This window comes from uncultured Cyclobacterium sp., assembly GCF_963977555.1.
Classification (GTDB): domain Bacteria; phylum Bacteroidota; class Bacteroidia; order Cytophagales; family Cyclobacteriaceae; genus Cyclobacterium.
Genome location: NZ_CAXBPD010000001.1, coordinates 266978 through 288009, shown reverse-complemented (window position 1 = coordinate 288009; position 21032 = coordinate 266978). Strand labels below are relative to the sequence as shown.

Here is a 21032-nt window from a genome sequence, read left to right as displayed (position 1 = left end):
TCACAGGTAAAGTACATTTATATTCTTTTAACAATTTGTTTTAGCCCAATCGGATGATTTTGGTTAAAAATAAATTCAATATCAACAAATATACCTATTAAATGAAGATTTATACTCGAAAAGACCCATCTGAAATGGGTAAGTTAGCTGGAGATCATGCTGCAGCGGCAATTTTGGAAGCGATCCAAAACAATGGTGAGGCCAATATAATTTTGGCTACTGGAACAAGTCAGTTTGAAACGATTCAAACGATTTTAACTCATGACACCATTGACTGGAGCAAGGTCACCATGTTTCACTTAGATGAGTACCTTGGATTACCGATTTCTCATCCTGCAAGTTTTAGAAAATACCTTAAAGAAAGATTTTTGGATCAAGTTAAAGGCTTAAAAGCCTATCATTTTATAGATGGAGAGAAGAATCCTGCTGAGGAAACCAAGCGTTTAAATGACCTCATTACGAAATCTCCAATAGATGTGGCAATGGTAGGTATAGGTGAAAATGGACACTTGGCTTTTAACGATCCTCCAGCTGATTTTGAAATTGAAACGCCATATTTGGTTGTAAACCTGGACGTGGCTTGTCGTCAACAACAATTTGGAGAAGGTTGGTTTCCAACTTTAGAAGATGTGCCTACAAAAGCAATAAGCATGTCTATTCAACAAATAATGAAAGCTAAGAAAATCATCTGTTCAGTACCTGATGAAAGAAAAGCCAAGGCTGTCAAAGCTTGTCTTGAAAATGAAATTAGTCCGGAATTCCCTGCAAGTATATTGCAAAACCATGCTGATTGCGGAATTTACCTGGACGAAGCTGCTGCTTCTCTTTTAGATGCTAATATTACAGTAAATTAAAATTTTATACCAGTTGTCACAAGTGCGTGATTTGAAGATGTATTTAACATTTAAACCCAAATCAATGCACTTGTGATAACTTTTTTAATGACATTACTATGAGGTTTTTATGTATACCCAAAATAAAAGCTAGCACTAATACTTAAATTTCTTGTTGCTACTAGCTATCAAAATGGCTCCAATCTGACTTTCTAAGGGCAATCAAATCCGATGGAGTATCTATATCTATTTTTCCAGCTTCAAAATTGACCAATGCCACAAGCTTTGGATTGGAAATTAATATCTTCTTAGCACCTTCTCCATCTGGCATTAACTTTAATTGATCAAATACCGACTTGTCAAATATAGCTGGGACTCCAGGAGAGTTTTGATAGTAAGAAGCCACTATTGGTAAATTGCTACGTGCTTTTGTATCAAGCAACCGGTGGATCAATTCAATATTAACCATTGGCTGATCTGATAAAAGAATCAAAACCTGATCAGGCAGGTCATTTTCCATCAGCATTTTTAGCCCTAATTTTAAGGAACTGCCCATTCCTTTTTTCCAATCCAAGTTAACTATTTTACTAAGCTTGGGATCGGAGCTGAGAGGGTAATTACTATGCCCTTCTACTACGATTACCGGCCCTTGGGTGGAGACCAAAGCGATATTTGCAATATTTTGCAATAGGGTATGGCCCTTATAATTAATTAACTGTTTGGGTTTTCCTAATCTACTGGAATTCCCGGCAGCCAATAAGATGGTACCTGTTTTCATTAAACTTAGCGTGGAAGATCATTGCCCATAAATGCATTTGGATTGGTCAATGGTATGGTACTGCCCCATTTCCCATTGATAGCCGTAATGAAATAGTTAGCCAAAGCCGCACTTCCTCTTGCATTTGGGTGAACACCATCAGTTGAGAAAACGCCATTGGGAGGACTTATGGAGTTGGTAAGAGGTACATTATTTGAAGAAACCAGCCCTTGTCCTATATCTTCCATAAATTTCCCCGCATCAATCAAAACCAGCCTATCAGTATTGGCTGAAACAGCTGCTGTTATAATTTGATTGAAGGCATTAATTTTTGCGGACATTGCATTTTGCTCAGAAGGAAGCAAAATATATTCATCACCAATAGGCACTGTGACACCATAGATTAAAGTAGGATCATTTCCGGGTGTCTGCCCCAATATTTGTCCGGTGGTAAGTGCAACCTTGTCTTCTGCATTGCTTTGCCTGATTGGAGGTAATCCAAAGCCTGAAAGGTCGGTCAGGGTTTTATCTTCCAAAACAAAACCATTTTGCCCTGAAGTGAAATTAATCATTCTAAGATTTCGTTCACTTTCCTCAATCATTCCGGCAGTTACAAGGTTGTTCAGACCTGTATTGTAACCAGCGTAGGCGCCATTGGCCAAGGAGGCCAACCCATCCGATAAGGGTAAAGCATTCCATGGTACTGTATTAAAATAAGGCAGTGCGTTGATATTAGGGATGTTCCCTATTGCCCCTTTGGCGTCAGGGTTGGCTTGAAGCATGGTTCCCAATGCAACCTGATAGCGTTGGGAAAAATCTTGTTCACTGGTTAATAATTCTGGTATTGCACCTCCTGTAAGCGCATAGGTCAACACATCATTTTTCCCTAACCAAAAAACAAAAAACGTACCTCCATTAGCCAACGCTCCTGCTGCATCTCCAATAGGCGTTGAAGTTCCTGGAGCACTAGCAAACCGGGCATAATAAGGGTTGAACAATGGGTGAGTAGGCTCTTGTAGGTTTCCAGAGGCAGGCAGAAGTGCACCTGCCAGTGCTAGTCCACTTAGTCCGAAATTATTAATGGCAGATTTATCCCCAGTGAATGGGGTTATTGCATTTCCGGGTACAATGGGTGAGGGCAATATGCTCCCAGTATTAAAATTTACCGTAAGGATTAAACGGCCTAAATTTCCACCTGTTGGTGTGAGGATTAAATCACCTACTGGGGCATTAATGTCAGGCACGTAAAAGTCGCCCCCCCCAGCTTCTTTCATTTGATTGGCAAGGATAACTACAAAGGAATTTTGCTGTGACCTATCGTACAATGCCGCATCCATTACACCTGCTGTTATAGAACTCCCAATAGCCACCATCTTAGTGAAATCTGCCTGTCCTGAATCAGGTGATGATGTAGCAGGTGCTGGAAATTCATATTGGCAGGAGAGGAGTAAACCAATGGCCAAATAGGTGAAAAACGTTTGAAATCGTTTCATGATTTTATTGGTTTAGTTTAGCAATTCATCAAATGTGATGGAGAGGTAATAAATGGCTCCTGTAGTAGGCCCACCAAAATTTAGAAAATACCTGTTATTAAGCACATTGGAACCGCCCAATTTTAGGATGGATTTCATGCTTTTCACTTTGTAGGATATCTGAGCGTCTAAATTATGAATTTCAGGAACATCTCCTCTTGCAAAGCTGGATTCCCATCTAAATGAGGTTTGGTAGCGATAGGCGATATTAAAACCCAGCTTATCTGTGAGTTTTCTATTGCCAAAAACGACATTCGTTTTATGCTCCGGGGTATTGAACTCAGAAAGGTATCCTGCTTCAAATTCGGTCAGTAGCTTGTTGTAATTGTAATTACCGCCAATGGTGTAATTACCAGGGAGATTAAAATTGACTCCTAAAACCAAGCCGTGTGCACGAACCTCTCTGTCTACAATATTGGTGTAGGTCTGAAAGGTATTCTCCTGACCTGGGGTGGTCACGGGAGTAAGAAGAGAAGGGGCATTGATGGCATTAATGGCTCCCTCATCGGAATTGGGGTCCGCACCGGGGAATACTGGTCCCGGAGCTTTTCGAATAGCTGTTTGAGAAATGAAATTATTGTATCTATTGTAATAATAGGCGAAATCTATTAGAAGTCTGTTGTCCATTAGCAAGCCCTTATAGCCAACTTCTATGGCTTTAACTTTTTCAGGACTTAATGCCGGAAGAGAAGTTACGGGTTCTAACAGTCCTGTAGCCGAGGCCCCAATTGGGCTGGCTCCTTCAGCTACGGCTGCCGTATATTGTTGGACAGATGACAATGAATAGCCATTCTCATATATTTTGTATTTGTCCCTGTAATATGGCAAGCCAGAAATTAGTCGGGCAGATATTACATTGAGGTCTATGTGTTGGGCTTGAGTAGAAGGCATTCTAAAACCCGTTTGGTAGGACAGCCTGAAATTATGATTTTTTTCAGAGAATACTGCTGAAATTCTAGGGCTAAACTGGCCTTCAAAATTCTCGTTTTTATCATACCTCAATGAGCCAATTAATCTCAATTTTTCCTGTAGCAAACGCTTGGACGCTTGAGCATAGCCACCAATTTCTGTGATGCTGATGTCGTTCCCCTCTCCATCAGCAAAAATGGTCCCATTGGATCTTAATTCATAAAGCCGGTAGGCAGCCCCTACCTGAAGGTCTACAAAATCCACCTCATTTTTGAAGTCATATTGACCTTCTGTAAGGTACATCCGTGAGCGATCATAAAACAGCGATCCACTAGGAATAAAGTCTGCGCTAATGTTTTGGGCTGTTTCATTAAACTCAGTGCTTCCTGGAAGGTACCTTCCTGTATCTGCTTGCTGCCTCGCAAATTGATGGGCGGCAGTTTGCTGCTGGGTAGATCCTAAAGTACCAGGAACCACCTGTTGATTAGCCAGTGCTCCCAGGTAATTTAGGGTATATTCCCCAAACCAAGTTGAATTGTCCTTCCAGGTATCATTGATCAGAATTCCATTTAAATCTGAGATATAGGACTTGCCTGAATTATCCCGGGTGGTATAACTTCGCACGAAATAATTGTCTCCTTTCAATTCCAGCTTGTGCTGGGTGATGAAAAATTCATTTAGAGAATAGCGCTGTGCACCAGTGTAAATAGAAGTACCTGAACCATAATTTAGGGAATAAAATAGCTCAGCATTGTCCGAAACCCGGTAATGCAAGGCGCCATTCAATTTGTAATTGCGAGCACCATAATCCACCAAAGTCTTTTCAGAGTAGCCTGTTCTTGATACTACTTGGTCAGGTATACTTCCTATATAGGCCCCTATACCAAGCGCGTTGGCTTGTTGTTGTATAGCGCTTACATTTCTCAACAAACCTATATTATTCGACACTTCATCGCCAAAGGTATGAACTAGGTTTGCTCCAGGGTTAAAAGGTAAATCTCCTTGGGAAACGGAGTTAAGATCAGTTTCATTGGTACCATACCAATCTTCCGCCCGCATCATCGATGCACTTATTTTGAAAGCCCATTTATTGTTAAAGGCCTTAGCATATCTTATTGCCCCTTCAAACATAGGTTGTGCCGAGCTTGGCTCACCAGGATTTGAGCCGATATGGTTGACTCCTTGTTTGTAATAGGCACTTAACCCTTGATAATCGAAGGGGTCTTTGCTGTTAACAAGTAGGATGCCATTGAATGCATTGGGACCGTAGAGTGCAGATGAGGCTCCTGGTATAAATTCAACGCTTTCTACATCTAGTTCTGAAGGGCCATTAAGATTTCCTATTGGGAAATTCAAGGAGGGAGCCTGCGTGTCCATTCCATCCGTGAGTTGGACAAAACGGGTATTGCCAGTAGAGTTGAAACCTCGGGCGTTTAAGATTTGAAAATTAATTGAAGAACTCGTGATATCCACTCCCTTTAAATTGGAAATGGCCTTGTAATAAGAATCCCCTGGCGCTTCCCTTATGTCAAGAATATCCATTTTTTCTATGGAAACAGGAGATTGAAGAATGCTTTCTTCTACCCTGGAAGCAGACACAACGACTTCTTGTCCCAAAAATGTTTGTTCCGCCATAATGACTTCTAAAGGCGAAGAACTGGCAGAAGAAATGAGGATTTCTTGGCTAGCAAAGCCTACCATTGAAAAGATTAAAGAAAAAGGTGGCGGAGCATTTACGGTAATAGAAAAATTACCATTAACATCGGTAATCGTACCCGAAACTTTTCCCTTAACCAGGATATTTACACCTATCAATGTTTCTCCAGTATCCTGGTCTTTAACGGTTCCAGATAGTGTAGTGGATTCCTGTGCAAAGGAAGTGGTAACAGGGATGATAATTAACCAAATCAATAGTAAATAAAAATGTAGACCCTTTTGTTGCTGGTTAGTTTTCATGGCACTTTGGGATTAGGTGTCAAATGGGGAATGCAATACAATTTTCGTTATTTCACCATATTCTATTGATTTCTAAAACAATAGGACAGTGATGCTACTCGTCTAAATTTGTTCTTTAATTTACAATAATTTTTGCTAATAAATATACTATTAAGTAGCCTAAAATACTGAATATTTAATTGGTAAAGCGAATAGAAGAAAAAAGGTTTTCATATCAAGTGAATTAAAAGGATAATTTCAACTTGAAAAAGTAAAGGTGTTCATTTAAATAATGCTAACCCTGGCTATAGGGCATTGAGGGAAGTTAGGGGAGGCTGCTGCACTGGGAAATTGTATGAAATTCAAAGCAGTGAATAACTGTTTTCTTTTGCCTTAATTTCCCCAAACTTGTTGGGGAGAAGGGCTATATTGATTTATTTAAAGTAAAGGGCTAATTCCTTTAGAATTAGCCCTTTACTTTATTTTCATTGAGAATGAAAAAAATTATTTCTTTTCGTTTTCTTCGTTGACATGTTTCACTAAGCGGTCACAAAGTGCTTTTATTTCTTCGGAATAATATTCATCTCCAGTACTATTTAATATGTTTTGACCCATACCACCCAAGATGTCAATGTAAAATCTTTTCATTTCCGCTACTGACATATCTCCTGTCCAAAGGTCAATCCTTAAGGTACTTTGGTTAAGGTTATCCCAAATATTCAAACTTATGCTTCTAGTTGATTCTTGCCCTTCGGTTTCTTTGTCAGTAGCATCCCACTCGATACTCTTTGGCAGATTACCGTCGTCAAGTGAAACGGTAAATTTGATTTCAGATTTTTTCATTTTTTATTATTCTATTAATTCATGCAAAATTAAGAAAGAATTGGCAAAAGGACTTCACTAATCCTGAGCAAACATTTCCATTTCTTTTATTTCTCCTTTGATTACAAGTCTTCCTTCCGTTTTAGCTTTTATTTCTTCAATAGTTACTCCTGGTGCTCTTTCGCAAAGTTTAAAGCCACCTTCAGGCAAAATAGTAAATACGCCCAAGTCAGTGAATATCTTCTGAACACATTTAATACCTGTTATGGGCATCTCGCAATGCTTGAGCAATTTAGAGCTACCATCTTTGTGACAATGGTGCATGGCCACATAAAGTTTGGCTTCTGAAGCTACCAGATCCAATGCGCCACCCACTCCTTTGATAAGACCGGAAGAAATTTTCCAGTTGCTGATGTCTCCATTTTCAGAGACCTCCAATGCTCCCAAGATGGACAAGTCAATATGGCCTCCGCGTATCATCGCGAATGCTTCTGCTGAATCAAATAGCGAAGATCCCTTTACCATGGTTATTGTTTCTTTACTGGCATTGATAATGTCTGGATCCATGTCTTCCTCTTCAGGATAGGGGCCTATTCCCAATAGGCCATTTTCTGATTGGAAAACCATCTCTAATTGTTCAGGAAGATAGTTGGCAATCAGCGTTGGAATGCCTATGCCCAAGTAAATGTATTGACCGTCCTTGATCTCACTGGCTATTCTCTGAGCTATTTGTTTCTTGCTTAGCATGCTTAGTAAAGATTATTTCCTCACGGTTTTATTTTCTATTCTTTTCTCATAGTTATCTCCCTGGAATATTCGCTGCACATAGATCCCCGGTGTATGAATTTGATTGGGGTCTAACTCACCAACAGGTACTAGCTCTTCGACTTCTGCTATGGTTATTTTGCCTGCTGTAGCCATTATAGGATTAAAGTTTCTGGCTGTTCCTTTGTAAATCAGGTTACCAGCTGTATCTCCTTTCCAAGCTTTAATTAGTGCAAAATCTGCTTTTATCCAACGCTCTAATAGAAACAAACGTTCGTCAAATTCTCTTACTTCTTTTCCATCTGCCACATGGGTACCTATGCCTGCAGGCGTGTAGAAAGCTGGTATGCCTGCTCCTCCAGCCCTGATTCTTTCGGCAAGTGTTCCTTGTGGTATCAATTCTAACTCTAGCGTACCCGCTTTATACTGCTTTTCAAACTCCAAGTTTTCTCCGACGTAGCTGGAAATTAATTTTCTAAGCATGTGTTGCTTTATGAGCAAGCCAACGCCAAAATCATCAACACCAGCATTGTTTGATATACAAGTCAAACCTTTTAGGTTTGTGGTAAGAAGGGCATTAATACTTGCTTCAGGAATCCCACACAGTCCAAATCCACCGATAAGTATAACAGCCCCATTCTCTATATCAGACACGGCTTCTATGCCGTCTTTTACGGTTTTATTTATCATTAGACTTCTAGTTTAAATTTGAAAAGAAATCTACCACTTGTTTTCGGTCTTTACTCAACTGCACTTTTAACGCTATGAGATCTTCGAACTTTTTTTCGGGGCGTAAAAAGGCTACTAATTGTAAATTGATGGTTTTACCATAAATGTTTTGATCGAAATCTAAAATGTTTACTTCAATATTCTTGCGCTCCCCCGAGACAGTGGGGCGCATACCAATGTTGAGCATGCCAGCATAGGATTCCTTACCTATTAGTACTTTTACGATATAGGCACCATCTGCGGGAACTAATTTATGGGGTTCTTCTAATTCGATATTGGCCGTAGGGTACCCTATTGTTCTGCCAATTTGATCTCCTTCTATCACATTTCCCCGTAGGTTATAAGGCCTGCCTAAGAATTCATTTGCCTTCACTATATCCCCTGACTCCAGTGCTTTTCTGATTTTAGTGCTACTAATACCAATATTATCTATGTCCTTTCGGGGGATTTCCTCAAGGTCAAAATTGTAGCGATCTTGCTCAGCATCGAGGTGAGCGAAGCTACCCTCTCTTCCTCTACCAAATCGGTGATCGTAGCCTATTACCAATTTTTTTGTCTTAATTTTTTCAACTAAAATTTTCTCGATAAAGTCTTTCGATTCCATTTTAGAAAATTCTTCCGTAAAAGGTATGCTTAAAAGGTGGTCTACACCAAAGCTTTCTAAAAGCGCTGCTTTTTCATCAAAACTATAAAGCAGTTTAATGCCATGCGAATTGGGAAACAAGACCATTCTTGGGTGTGGCCAAAAGGAGACCAATACAGTTTCTCCTTCAATGTTCTTGGCGATTTTATTGATTCTTTTGAGTATTTTTTGGTGACCCAGGTGTACACCATCAAAAGAGCCAATGGTCACTACAGGTTTTTCTATGTCAGGAAAATCATCAAGAGATTTATAAATTTTCATTTTGCTCTTTTTTGATTTTTTCTATCAATTGATCAAGCTCCCATGCTTTTTCAAGTTTGAAATCACCAATTGCATCACGAGTTAGTGCTGACATATAAGCCCCAACCTCCAGTGTGTCTCCCAGGTCTCTTGCCAAACTTCTAATATAGGTGCCTTTTGAACAAACAATTCTGAAATGTATTTCAGGAAGTTCAATTCCGGTTATTTCAAAAGTTTCTACCGTCACTGGTCTTGGGTCTAATATTACAGTGATCCCTTTTCTGGCTGACTCATAAACTCTTTTCCCATCCTTTTTTATGGCAGAATGATTTGGTGGAATTTGCATAATGTCACCAGTTAGTGTGGAAACAGCTTTTAGTATATCGGCTCTAGTCAAGTGGAATGGATCCGCAACAGTTATTACTTCCTGCTCTAAATCCAATGACTCAGTGGTTTTGCCCAAGACAAAAGTGCCAGTGTATTCTTTTTTTTGTGCCTGGTATTTTTCTATGTTTTTCGTTTCTTTCCCGGCACAAATGATCAACAGCCCTGTGGCTAAAGGATCAAGGGTGCCTGCATGCCCTACTTTCTTTACCTTAAGTGCATTCCTGAGTTTTTTTACAACATCAAAAGAAGTCCATTGGTAAGGCTTGTTAACAAGAAATACTTCTCCGTATGTTTTTTGTTGATTGTCCATTAATAATATGTTCCTGCAACGATGGCTATTATCCCTACTATGACACAATAGACTGAAAAATAGCTCAATTTACTCCTTCTTACCAACTGAATCATCCAAGTACATGCCGCTAATCCGGCGATAAATGCTGCCATGAATGCGATGGCCATGCTTCCAAATTGATCACTCTGATAAGTTAAGTCCCCCGATAATATGTCTTTGCCAATCTTCCCTAAGATGAGTGGCACCACCATTAAAAAAGAAAATCTGGCGGCCCTATTTTTATCTATTCCTAACAAAACGGAAGTGGAAATAGTAGCACCTGAGCGAGAGATACCTGGTAGCATAGCCACCGCCTGAGCAAGGCCTATAACAATGGCATTGACAAAAGACACTGGTTTTCCTGTGTTTTTTGCCTTATCAGCCAGGTAAAGTAAGAGGCCTGTGATCAAAAGCATGAAGCCCACAAAAACCACTTTACCTCCAAATAACTGTTCTAGTTGTTCTTCAAAAAGTAAACCTACAATCACTGCAGGAATCATGGAAACAATGATTTTTAGAGAAAACATTGTTTCCTCATTGTTTTTGAACTGAAATAATCCTGTCAATAAATCTGCTACATCTTTTCTAAATACTACGATGGTACTTAATGCGGTGGCGAAATGGACGACTACGGTAAATAGCAAACTTTCTTCCGGTAATGAGTTGCTTCCCAAAAGGGCTCCAGCTATTTCTAAATGGCCGCTGGACGAAACAGGTAAAAATTCAGTAAGGCCCTGTACAATGCCCAAAATAATTGCTTCAAAAATGGTCATTATTTTTATTTGGTTTTATAAAAAATGGCGTAAAATTCAAAAAGAAATCCCGACAATACGACGATAGGTCCTAAGGTCAAGCCCATAAATCCAAACCCATGTAGGGTATCATCCATTCCCATAATGGTGAAACCAAACACGATAATGGCTATGCCTATAAGCATAAGCTGGTAATTTTTTTTCGAAAAAGGCAATGGATTGTTTTTCATATTCTTAGTATAATTCGTCCAAAGACATGTTGAGGTATTTGTTGATAGAGCGGTAGGTGCTTAACCAGGACATGAGTGCTCCTAATAAAATTAAAGTGCCAAATAACATGGCAAGCAATTCTATATCGTAAAGTAATTGTAACCCTTCAATGAAGTTTTTGCCATATTCCAAAAGGCTAAAAATAATGCCAGAGGCAAATACACCTGCCAAAGCGCCATATAAGAAAGCACGCCATAAAAACGGTCTCCTGATAAAGCCCTTAGTGGCGCCAACCAATTGCATACTTCGGATCAAAAACCGTTGGGAAAATAAGGCTAATTTTATGGTATTGCTGATTAAAATAACCACCGTTACCAGCAGGATTAAAATCAATGTTCCTAAAACAATCCCGACTTTTAGCAGGTTCTCATTAATGGATGAAACAACATCTTGCATGTAAGTGACTTCAAAAACGCCGGGAATACCCTCTAATTCTGCCACAATTTTATCTATTTCTTCAGGAGTTTGAAATTCTTCATGAATTGAAAATGTAAAAGAATCTCTAAGAGGATTGTCGTCAAGGAATTTTGTAAAATCTTCACCTACTTCCTCAAGAAATACCTCAGCCGCTTCATCTTTACTAGTGAACTTTAGTACAGGTACTTCTTCTTTTTGTAGTACATAGGGTTTTTTACGCACCTGTTCGAGGAGCTTATCTATGTTAGCTTTCTCTATTTCTTTGTTTAGAAATACTTGCACCTCTATGTTTTCACGGATGATAGAAGTCAGTTTTTTTGCCTGAATGGCAATTACACCGAACAATCCCATCATCAGCAAAGATAGGGTAATGCTGAATAATACGCTGGTGAATTTATAACTCCCCAACCTTGTTTTTTTTCTCTTTAATTTGGCCATCACATATTAATGTGTTTGTCAAAATTAATCAGGTATATTTACTTAACCAACCTTATTATTTAATTTGATTGGAATTACCCTTTCCGGTGTGGTTACCATTATGCTTTCAGCGCTTTTTACATCCATCGAAAACAGGCCAGTAAATTGGCCAAAAGCAGGCATGATCAATGAATTGTTTTTGTAATAAAATGCAGGTAGCCTGATCCTTTGTTTACTGTTTTTTTTTATCACAATACCTGGATGAATATGGCCACAGATATTCAAAGTGTCCATTCCAAGGCTTGGCTGAGGTTCATGGCTTAATAGTAAATTCCCCAATTTTAACCCGCTAGAATGCATTTCCAAAGGACTGTTTTCATAAATATTTCCCGGTAAAATATCATGATTGCCCAATACCAGTTGAAATCTGATGTTCGGATGAAGTTCAATGAATTCAAGTAGGGTATACCAGCTTTCATTGGCATCACTATGAAACAAATCACCGAGGAAAATAACATTGGAGGCTCCAGTGCTGCCCAATAACTGATGGATGCGAGCAAAATCTTCTAAATGTATGTTTTCGGGAACCGGAATCCCAGCTTTACGGAAATGAGCGGCCTTACCAAAATGGGTATCAGCCAATAAGAGCGTGTTTTCTTTTGCTAAATATATGGCTTTTTCCTTCAACAAATGAAGGGTTGCCAGCTCATGGGTCCAAATGTATTGTCCGTTTTCGGATGCTGTCAAAGTTTTGTAAAATTTAGCTCACAAAGTTAGTTTTTTCTTCGGGTAAAGAGCCATTATTCACCAAATCTTAGGTTTTGAGGAGCATTTTAAATTTTGCTTTAAGGAAATTTGTCCGTAGAAATGAAATCCTAAGTAGGAGGTCACTTAAATAATTTGACTGGATCTTATCATTTTGGAATTTACTTTCCAGCTTAATTGGAATAGAAATTGTATTTCGCATATAGACAACTGAAAGTCAAATCATTTTAATTCTTGATACTTTGAGATTAAAACGCATGAAGAAAATAAGCCTATCCGTCCTAATAAGCTGTTTGTTAATTTTGTCCGGCAAAGCTGTTGTAGCACAACAAGTGGAAATCAGTGGTGGACTTACTCAGAAAGTACTGCTAGGTGAAGAAAAGGATGTTTTTAATCCTGCATTAGGCTATGAGTTTGGCCTTAACCACCATGTCAACGATTACCGAATGGCACATTCACTGAATTATGGCCTTAATTTCGGGATTTTTAATTTGAACAGGGTCATTAGTGAAGAAGGCTATTCTTCTCAATACCAACAATTGTTCGAAACAAAAGCACTGTTTCGATACGATTATTTTATCTATGACTACCTATCTCTTTTCTCCGGAGGAGAAGCAGGTTTCCAATTTATAAATCTAAAATCAGATCAAAAGGTGGTCATATCTTCTCAGAGAGCAACGAAGGTTTTTTCCAAAGCGATTATTGCACCTCAAATAGGCGTAAATTTTGAATTGAGCCCAAATCTGGCCATTTATTATAAGTTGACCTATGATTTGGGTTATTATCTAGGTGATCAGCCTGATTGGGGAGGACCGACCTCAAAATGGAGCTATTTGTTGACCAATTCAGCAGGTGTTAGAGTTAAATTCCGCACGGGCTACTATTAATTTATTTTTTTTGGACTTTTTAAATAGGTCATTAAATCAACCACTTCTTTGTCGGAAAGTGATTCAAATAGGCCTGGAGGCATTAAAGAAACGTTGGTAACCTCTTTGTTTTGAATCGCTGATTTATTGATCTTCACAGGTTCTTGTCCAGCAACCTTTAAAGTAAGTTGCTTGAGATTCTCTGCTACTACATTGCCAGTATAGGTCCGTCCGTCCATTGTCGTAATGACCACCAGTTTGTAGGCGTCCTGAATTTCAGCACTTGGCTCTAATACATTCAAAAGAATATAATCTGTATTTGCACGATTAGAACCAGTTAGGTCGGGCCCAATCTCAGCCCCCTCTCCAAACAGTTTGTGGCAAGTACCGCAAGATTGTGTGAAAAGCTGTTTTCCTGCATTAAGGTTTGCCTTCGCCATCGCATCTGTGGTCAAGATGGATCGGTAGCGTTCGTAAGCAGCTGCATCATTGGGTACATGTTCGATAGGACCCCAAAACTCCACAAACCCGCTTCCTATGACACGGTGAAGCTGTCTGGCTAAGGTGACAGGGATTTCTTTTTTAACAATATTCCCCGCTTTTATCTGGTCCAATAGTAAGTTACCATACTTGGGTCGTGTTGACAGTGTTTGGAGAATTGCAATTTGATTCTCGTCTGAAGCACTAGGATACATTTTTATTAAAGCTTTACCCAAAACATCACTATTAAAAGCTGCTGCAGCCCTGATGGCGGTAGTTTTTAAGCCATCGTCTTCAAATAATTGAGGAAGCAAAGGTAAAAGCTCATCTTTCTGCCTTGCGGCCAATAGTTGCAAGGACTTTATTTTGTCAGTTTGGCTTACCGAACTGTTCTGTAAATTGGCCAAGGCCTTTTGAGTGGCTTCAGCATCACCAAAAAGTGCGTTTATGTCGGCTGCAAGTTTTTCCGTGGAATTGTTGGCTTTTAATTGGCTCTCAAGTGTCTTCCAATTATCGGGTACATTTAAATCTGTTCTTCCTTCCATTCCACTGATCATTCCCTCAAGTAATAAGGTTTTATTTGCGGTGGATTTTTGAATGCTGGCAACTAGCGCATTCAATTGATCCCCATCCACAGCTCTTCTTGCCATGTAGGCAGTAAGCATTGGTATTTCTGACTTGTTGGCCAATGTTAAGAATCTTTCTGCATCCTTCTCTATAAGGTCTGATATGCCAAACCAAATTAACTTGGGGATATTGTGGTCATTGCTGTCCTCTTTTCTGGCTACTAATTCAGCTGACAAGTCCCATTTCCAGTTTTCAGGAATACGTTGTAATGCTGAAGCCAAGTAAAGCCTTACAGTGGGTGAAGGATCGTTATTAGCCATTTCCAAAAATGTTTTGCGGGCTTCCTCTGGTGGGTTTTTGGTTTCGCAGAGCAATTGAATTGACCAGGACCGAACGTAAGGATCAGCATCTCTCAGGTGCTGAATCAAATCGCTAGTTCGCCAATTGCCAGTTTGATGCAAGGTCCACAATGCCCTTAGTCTGATATCAGGATTTTTTTTATTAGCAAAAAGTACTTTTAAAGTTTTAATCGCTTTTTCATCTATTTTGCCATTGGAGGCCCTTTTTTGAAGGATACCCCTGGCTCTTCTGGAATGCCAGTCACTCTTGCTGCTTTGCAACGCTACCAGTTCCAGATCAGACAGTAAGTTGAGGTCAGCATATCGCCCTTTCCAATTTTCTGCCAAGCTCTTGTCAGGCATAATTCTGAAAATCCTACCAGTTTCACCATTAAGCACTTCTTGTCCACAAATATCTGCATCATGCCAGTCCAAGACATAAACACCGCCCTCAGGACCCACTTCCATACTAAAGCCTACCCACTGGGCATTATTGGCCATTAGAAAATTATCTGCATGTTTGCCTATAAAGCCTGACCCACTTGGGAGCAGCTTGTCCGTTAAAACCGCATGTTCATGGATATTGGCCATGAATACTTTTCCTCTTTCATCTTCAGGAAAGGCGTCTGACTGATAGATTCTTGCACCACCATGGGCTGAGCGATGACTGTGATCAGTGATTGTTTTAATGTCCTCATATATGTAGGGATTAAAATGCTGACCTCCTTGTCTATGGTAAATGCCACCAGGTACCACATGCCAGAGGTGGGGTATTACGCATGCGGACATAATGAGTTGGCCTTTTGCATCATAATCTATTCCCCAGGGATTACTGAAGCCATGAGCCACTACTTCAAAATTGTGTTTTGTTGGGTGATACCGCCATACTCCACCATTGATGTCTACACCATTTGCTTCGAGGAGATCTTCAGGGAAAGGGTCTTTGTGGTAATACAATTTTGTTTTTTCTGCCTCAGTGGGCTTTCTTATTTTGGAAGGTGTGGCAAAACCCTGCAGAGCATATAGCCAGCCATCTGGGCCCCAGTGTAAACTGTTCAATGTTTCATGGCGATCTCTTATGCCCCATCCAGTAAGCAAAACTTCGATGTCATTTATATCTGCTTTGTCATCTTGATCTTTATCAGGGATAAATAGAAGGTTTGGTGGTGCACCTACATAAACCCCGTCAAAACCTACTGCCAATGCAGCAGGGAAGGCCAAGCCCTCCATAAAGACTTTTTTTGTATCCGCTTGACCATCGCCATCACTATCTTCTAAAATAAGAATGCGGCTGTTCCCATTATTTGAAAAACCATGTTGTCGAGATTCATAATCCTTGTTTTCAGCTATCCATAATCTCCCCTTATCGTCCCAGCAAAAAGCCATGGGTTGGGTGATCATAGGTTCTGATGCAAATACATTGACCTTAAAACCTGGTTTTATTGTCATTGCAGCTATCGCTTCTTGAGGGTTTAGAAATTTAGCTTTTCTACCTTCGTCTCTGGCCATTTGCCACAAGGAGGCAGTATTGTACATTCCTTTTCTATCTGTATATTCTGCCCAGGCTTCAGTAATGGCTACATCATTGAATGTGTCAGTGTAAAAATACAAGCGGTGTTTGATGAGCTCATGCGCACCGCTATCAATTTTCCAATCTTCGTCTCTAGTATAAGAAGGGCCTATACCATATTGCTTGTCTACCCGCCACTTTTGAGGGTAGCCTTGGTTGTCAGGATGATCAAAGAGAGCAATATTGGCCATGTCTTCTCTGCCTTCTACCTGCATGCCCAAATTGATCCACATTGAATTTTTCCCTTCAGCCATTTCATTTACCTGACGAGCAGTATTGGTGATTTCAGCACCGACGCCTTCTTTCCAGGGCATTCGCACAAATAGCCCTCCATAGTCATATTTGCCTATAGTAAGGTTTTTCTCGGCCTGGCCTTTCCATTCTAAATCCAAGAGGTATTCTTCTCCTTGCGTTTTAAATGTCCAAGTTTGCGTTTCTGTCATTAAAGGATTACCTAAGCTGTCCAGCATTTCATAGACGGTTTGCCAAGACACCCTTTCACCCTCTTCTTCTAATAGGTTCACAGCAACTTTTCTCCAATAGTCTGCTCCAGGGTTATGGAAAAAATCCCTTTGATTCACCCTAGTGAAACCCCAATAAATACCCGTTTGGTGCTTGTGATGACTGGGGCTTTTTTCTGTCAGAATGCCTTTACCATCTGGAGCCACTATTGGATGGAGGTAGGGTCTGAAATCTGCTTCCACTACCTGAGTTAACAATGGTTGCTCCATTTCTCCTTTCCTAAAAATTTTTACTTGTTCAATGGATTCGTCTAATTGGACAATCAGGCTATCGACACCAGTTAATGCTTTCGCTTCTTCATTTTTATTGTTTTGTGCACAACCGAAAACAATGAACACAATAAGGATTAAAGGATAGGTTATTCGCATGGCTTTGGACTTTGTATTGACTTAATAATTGCTTTTGGGTACAATGACTCCGTATTGAGTCTTAATACGTTTTAAGCGATCCGTCATGGCAATCTTGATGGAATCATAGGCTGGTACCATATATACATTTTTCATTTCCATTGGATCTTCTTCAAGATCATAGAGTTCCCATTCGTCCAATTCATAAAAATGCATTAATTTATACCTTTCACTAGTAACACCTTCGTGTTTTCTAACACTATGAACTGCCGGAAATTCATAATAATGGTAATATAAAAAGTCTCGCCAATCTTCTGGAGTTTTACCCATCATCAAAGGTGCCAAACTGCGACCTTGCATGCGGTCGGGGATCGGTACGGCTGCCAAATCCAAAAAAGTCTGAGCAAAATCAAGGTTAGAAACCAGTTTATCACTGATTATTCCTTTTGGGATTTTCTTAGGCCATTGCATTAATAGAGGAGTTCTGAAAGATTCTTCGTACATAAAACGCTTGTCGAACCAACCGTGTTCTCCTAAATAAAAACCTTGATCTGAAGTATAAACAACCAAAGTATTTTCGCTGAGTCCATTTTCTTCAAGGTAGTTTAAAACGCGACCCACATTGTCATCCACTGACCTGATTGTGGCCAGGTAATCCTTCATGTACCTTTGGTATTTCCATCGGATTAAGTCATCCCCTTTGAGGTTTTTAGCTTCAAAATCTGCAATAATAGGATCGTAGGTGGCATCCCAATTGGCTCGTTGGGTGTCATTCATTCTTCCGTAGGTACGTTTAAATACTGGGCCATTTTTGTTTTCATCTGTCCAAATCTTTAAATCCGAAGCCAAATCCATGGTTTTATTGATGCTCATGTCTTGGGTTTTCGCTGCTGTACCTCTGCTAGCATAATTATCAAATAAGTTATCTGGTTCGGGGAAGGTCACGTCTTCATAAAGATCTAAATGCTCAGGGCTTTTTTCCCATTTTCGGTGAGGAGCTTTGTGCTGAAGCATAAGCATAAATGGCTTACCACTAGCCTTATTTTGAGCCAACCAATTCAAAGATTTGTCTGTGATAATATCCGTAACATAGCCTTCGGCAATTGTAGTATCTGTAGCTGAAATCACATCAGGGTTGTAATAGTGCCCTTGTCCGGGAAGAATTTCCCAATGGTCAAAGCCTGTGGGGACAGATTTCAGGTGCCATTTTCCTATCAACGCAGTGTTGTAACCGTTTTCTCTAAGAAGCTTTGGGAATGTGATTTGACTGCCATCAAATGTATCCCCATTTGTTCTATGTCCATTAACATGGCTATGCGTCCCTGTAAGGACCGATGCCCTAGAAGGAGCGCATATGGAATTGGTTACATAGGCTTTTTTAAAAAGGATTCCATTGGCTGCAATACGATCTATATTTGGAGTGGGAGCCAATTTTGCAAGACGACCTTGATAAGCACTAATGGCTTGAAAGGCATGGTCATCAGTGAATATAAACAGTATATTAGGTAGCTTGGGTGTTTCTTCCTTTATTTTTGTTTTTTCTGAGCAGGAGACCAGTGCAAAAAATAAGATAAAAATAAAGGGTTTTATCATCCAAATCAGATAAGGTAGACTTCTCATATTGTTAAATTTAATCTCTTTAATTACCTATATTTAAAGAAGAAACCAATATATAGATTATTGGGTGATCTAGGAATTGTTAGGTGTAAAATATTATTTCAAAATCTAATGTCAATTTTTTCTGTGGTGTATTACCCTTGCAGAATCAGGTACCTTTGTTATATTTGATCCACTAATAATTGATCCACGATGAAGTTTGCACAATTCGCTAATTTTTTAATTCTAGTCGTTTTTCTACTCAGTTGTAAGGAAAGCGATCACTTGACCCAACTTCAAGAAAGAGATGGCCTTGTAGCCGCCTGGGGTTTTAGAGAAGAAGCAGGTCAGGATAGGATGGCTGTAGGCAAGGGAGAATTCCCATTGAAGGAAATGAATGGGAATGTAGAAAGAGTTGCTGAGGGCCCTTTGTCTGGCTATTCGGCCCGAATGGAAAAGGAGGTTTTTTTCTCTCTGCCTCATGAAAACACGGGTGAACTCAATATTCATGGTAAGAATCAAGGTGTTACAGTAATGGCCTGGGTAAAGTGGGAAGGAAAGACTGGTTTTGTAGGTGGCATGTGGAATGAATATACGGATGGAGGTAAACGTCAATATGGACTTTTCGTAGACCTCCCACATTACAATGGCGCAGCTCAGGTTTGTGGCCATATTTCTTATTCTGGTGGTCCAACGCCACCTTTTCCTTACAGTTGCGATTATGCAGCGAGTAAGCAAAAACTAACCAAAGGAAAATGGCACTATATTGCTTTTACTTATGACGGTGAATACATTAAAGCGTTTTTAGATGGGGAATTTCAGGAAAGAGCACCTGAGCCTATCAATAATACCAAAGGTTTCGAAGGGCTTCCTGAGGGATTAACTCACTCTAAAAATCCCTACCTATTTGAAGATGGGATGGGAAACAATGGGTCAGACTTTACTGTTGGCGCGGTGGTACTTTCTAGAGGAATGGGGAATTTTTTTAATGGCCTAATTGGAGGCTTGGCTGTATTTGATCGGGTTTTGGAAGATAAGGAGATGGATGAGATTTTTCAGCAAACAATGGTTGACAATGATTTTGTGACTAGAGAAGATTAATTTAGTTAAAATGGCCTTATTTATTTTACCTTAAATTTAGCACAGCTATTTATTTGCTGTTTTCAACCATTCACTGAATAAAGGTTTTACGGTATTTAGACTGCTCAACTTGTAGATGAGATTGTCCCGATTTCATCAACCAAAAGCTTTTCTGAAAGTAATTTCAACTTCTTTTGCGCTACGGCTTTCCTGGTGTAGGAAAAGGTATAAGTAGGATGTTCAGAAGAAAAAAAGAGTATAATTTCATAACTCAATTTAATGTTATAAAAAGTCGGACTTATTCCATTTGGTACATTGGTGGTTTTTTGCTCTATAGGAACCAACTTAATATCTTTAACGAAAGGAAGATTTCTCCACTCTCCTGTTTTGATACCACAGAATGAAAAGTAATCTTTGATTTTATTGTCATCAAGATTAATCAATGTTCCCTCATAAGTATTGATAATAAGGAGCCCTGCAATGAATGCACTGAGGCCTACCCAAATGGTTTTTTGAAATTTTTCCCCAGCATCAATAAATAGAGGGCTTAATAGGACAAAAATACTAGTCAATACAAGGATAGCACCCAATAAATGAATACCGTTGCGAAGATCCCTTCGCTTATAATTGTATAATTGCATGTTTGGTCATTTTGGGGAAGCTGGTAGAATCAACTACTATAATAGGTTATTACTGTGGGAAAGAGAAATTTATAGCGGGAAATTTTACTTTATAAGGGCTTAATGATCATTGATTTATTAGTAAAGAAGCGTTGTTATTTGGTTTTGATGTGCCCATTTTTATAAAGCGTTATCGTAGCAGCCATTACCTCCCCGATGATTTCAATGTCAATATCCTTATTCGGATCAACACGTAGAATCTTCATTCTACTTCGTTTGCCTTTTTCAAGATTGGGATGGTGAATTTTATTCCCTTCGACAATTCCGATATAAGGTTCATTGGTTTTCTTATCCTTCCACAGGTAGCAACACATTTTATTTTTGTAGCTAAAAAAGGGCATGCCGTATTTTAAATCAGTACTGATATTAGCATCCATTGAAAGTATAAAGTTACTTAATGCCAAAAAAACACTTCTTTCAGGTTCAGGGGTATTGTGGTAAAAGGAATCAATTTTCTTCAACTGGACAGGGAATGATTTAAT

Annotated in this window: 19 protein-coding genes; 3 read left to right on the top strand and 16 right to left on the bottom strand. The window is 39.4% G+C overall.

Annotated features, from left to right (window positions below; all coding sequences use genetic code 11):
• The first annotated feature begins 101 nt into the window (after positions 1-101).
• Positions 102-854, top strand: a complete 753-nt coding sequence (locus AAC073_RS00975; protein ID WP_339921958.1) for a glucosamine-6-phosphate deaminase — start codon at positions 102-104, stop codon at positions 852-854.
• Positions 855-1014: 160 nt separating this feature from the next.
• On the opposite strand, the gene AAC073_RS00970 is transcribed toward AAC073_RS00975, so the two are convergent.
• The 12 genes from AAC073_RS00970 to pdeM form a co-directional block, all read right to left on the bottom strand.
• Positions 1015-1611 (bottom strand): nucleotidyltransferase family protein, encoded by a 597-nt coding sequence (locus AAC073_RS00970; protein WP_339921957.1) that lies wholly within the window; start codon positions 1609-1611, stop codon positions 1015-1017.
• A gap of 5 nt (positions 1612-1616) precedes the next feature.
• The gene (locus AAC073_RS00965) at positions 1617-3083 is read right to left on the bottom strand and encodes a hypothetical protein (protein WP_339921956.1); all 1467 of its coding nucleotides are present in this window, start codon (positions 3081-3083) and stop codon (positions 1617-1619) included.
• A gap of 12 nt (positions 3084-3095) precedes the next feature.
• Positions 3096-5987, bottom strand: coding sequence for a carboxypeptidase-like regulatory domain-containing protein (locus AAC073_RS00960; protein WP_339921955.1), 2892 nt, complete (start codon positions 5985-5987; stop codon positions 3096-3098).
• A 483-nt stretch (positions 5988-6470) separates the two neighbouring features.
• Entirely contained in the window at positions 6471-6809 is a 339-nt protein-coding gene (gene gldC, locus AAC073_RS00955) for a gliding motility protein GldC (protein ID WP_020890366.1), read from the bottom strand.
• A gap of 57 nt (positions 6810-6866) precedes the next feature.
• Positions 6867-7535, bottom strand: coding sequence for a 3-oxoacid CoA-transferase subunit B (locus AAC073_RS00950; protein ID WP_339921954.1), 669 nt, complete (start codon positions 7533-7535; stop codon positions 6867-6869).
• Between the two features lie 12 nt (positions 7536-7547).
• On the bottom strand, positions 7548-8243 hold the full coding sequence (locus tag AAC073_RS00945) for a CoA transferase subunit A (protein ID WP_339921953.1): 696 nt from the start codon (positions 8241-8243) through the stop codon (positions 7548-7550).
• 7 nt (positions 8244-8250) lie between these two features.
• Positions 8251-9186, bottom strand: a complete 936-nt coding sequence (locus AAC073_RS00940; protein WP_339921952.1) for a bifunctional riboflavin kinase/FAD synthetase — start codon at positions 9184-9186, stop codon at positions 8251-8253.
• Positions 9173-9862, bottom strand: a complete 690-nt coding sequence (gene truB, locus AAC073_RS00935; protein WP_339921951.1) for a tRNA pseudouridine(55) synthase TruB — start codon at positions 9860-9862, stop codon at positions 9173-9175. Before truB ends, AAC073_RS00940 begins: the two co-directional genes overlap by 14 nt.
• Positions 9862-10656: an undecaprenyl-diphosphate phosphatase gene (locus AAC073_RS00930; protein ID WP_339921950.1), complete on the bottom strand. Its 795-nt coding sequence runs from the start codon at positions 10654-10656 to the stop codon at positions 9862-9864. The genes truB and AAC073_RS00930 overlap by 1 nt, the downstream gene beginning before the upstream one ends.
• A gap of 5 nt (positions 10657-10661) precedes the next feature.
• Positions 10662-10865 carry a DUF3098 domain-containing protein gene (locus AAC073_RS00925; RefSeq protein ID WP_339921949.1) on the bottom strand — a complete coding sequence of 68 codons (204 nt, stop codon included), beginning with the start codon at positions 10863-10865 and terminating at the stop codon, positions 10662-10664.
• Positions 10866-10869: 4 nt separating this feature from the next.
• Positions 10870-11760, bottom strand: coding sequence for a permease-like cell division protein FtsX (locus AAC073_RS00920; RefSeq protein WP_339922236.1), 891 nt, complete (start codon positions 11758-11760; stop codon positions 10870-10872).
• 42 nt (positions 11761-11802) lie between these two features.
• Positions 11803-12486 carry a ligase-associated DNA damage response endonuclease PdeM gene (gene pdeM, locus AAC073_RS00915; protein WP_339921948.1) on the bottom strand — a complete coding sequence of 228 codons (684 nt, stop codon included), beginning with the start codon at positions 12484-12486 and terminating at the stop codon, positions 11803-11805.
• Positions 12487-12761: 275 nt separating this feature from the next.
• Here pdeM and AAC073_RS00910 point away from each other — a divergent pair, with 275 nt between their 5' ends.
• Positions 12762-13391, top strand: a complete 630-nt coding sequence (locus AAC073_RS00910; protein WP_339921947.1) for a hypothetical protein — start codon at positions 12762-12764, stop codon at positions 13389-13391.
• On the opposite strand, the gene AAC073_RS00905 is transcribed toward AAC073_RS00910, so the two are convergent.
• Both AAC073_RS00905 and AAC073_RS00900 read right to left on the bottom strand, forming a co-directional pair.
• The gene (locus tag AAC073_RS00905) at positions 13388-17215 is read right to left on the bottom strand and encodes a PVC-type heme-binding CxxCH protein (protein ID WP_339921946.1); all 3828 of its coding nucleotides are present in this window, start codon (positions 17213-17215) and stop codon (positions 13388-13390) included. The genes AAC073_RS00910 and AAC073_RS00905 overlap by 4 nt on opposite strands.
• A 21-nt stretch (positions 17216-17236) precedes the next feature.
• Positions 17237-18814: a sulfatase gene (locus AAC073_RS00900; RefSeq protein WP_339921945.1), complete on the bottom strand. Its 1578-nt coding sequence runs from the start codon at positions 18812-18814 to the stop codon at positions 17237-17239.
• A gap of 189 nt (positions 18815-19003) precedes the next feature.
• Between AAC073_RS00900 and AAC073_RS00895 the strand changes: the two genes are divergently transcribed.
• The gene (locus AAC073_RS00895; protein WP_339921944.1) at positions 19004-19891 is read left to right on the top strand and encodes a LamG-like jellyroll fold domain-containing protein; all 888 of its coding nucleotides are present in this window, start codon (positions 19004-19006) and stop codon (positions 19889-19891) included.
• A gap of 104 nt (positions 19892-19995) precedes the next feature.
• Here AAC073_RS00895 and AAC073_RS00890 read toward each other — a convergent pair whose 3' ends face one another.
• Both AAC073_RS00890 and AAC073_RS00885 read right to left on the bottom strand, forming a co-directional pair.
• Positions 19996-20511 carry a hypothetical protein gene (locus AAC073_RS00890; RefSeq protein WP_339921943.1) on the bottom strand — a complete coding sequence of 172 codons (516 nt, stop codon included), beginning with the start codon at positions 20509-20511 and terminating at the stop codon, positions 19996-19998.
• Positions 20512-20645: 134 nt separating this feature from the next.
• Positions 20646-21011 (bottom strand): DUF1801 domain-containing protein, encoded by a 366-nt coding sequence (locus AAC073_RS00885; RefSeq protein WP_339921942.1) that lies wholly within the window; start codon positions 21009-21011, stop codon positions 20646-20648.
• Between the last annotated feature and the right edge of the window lie 21 nt (positions 21012-21032).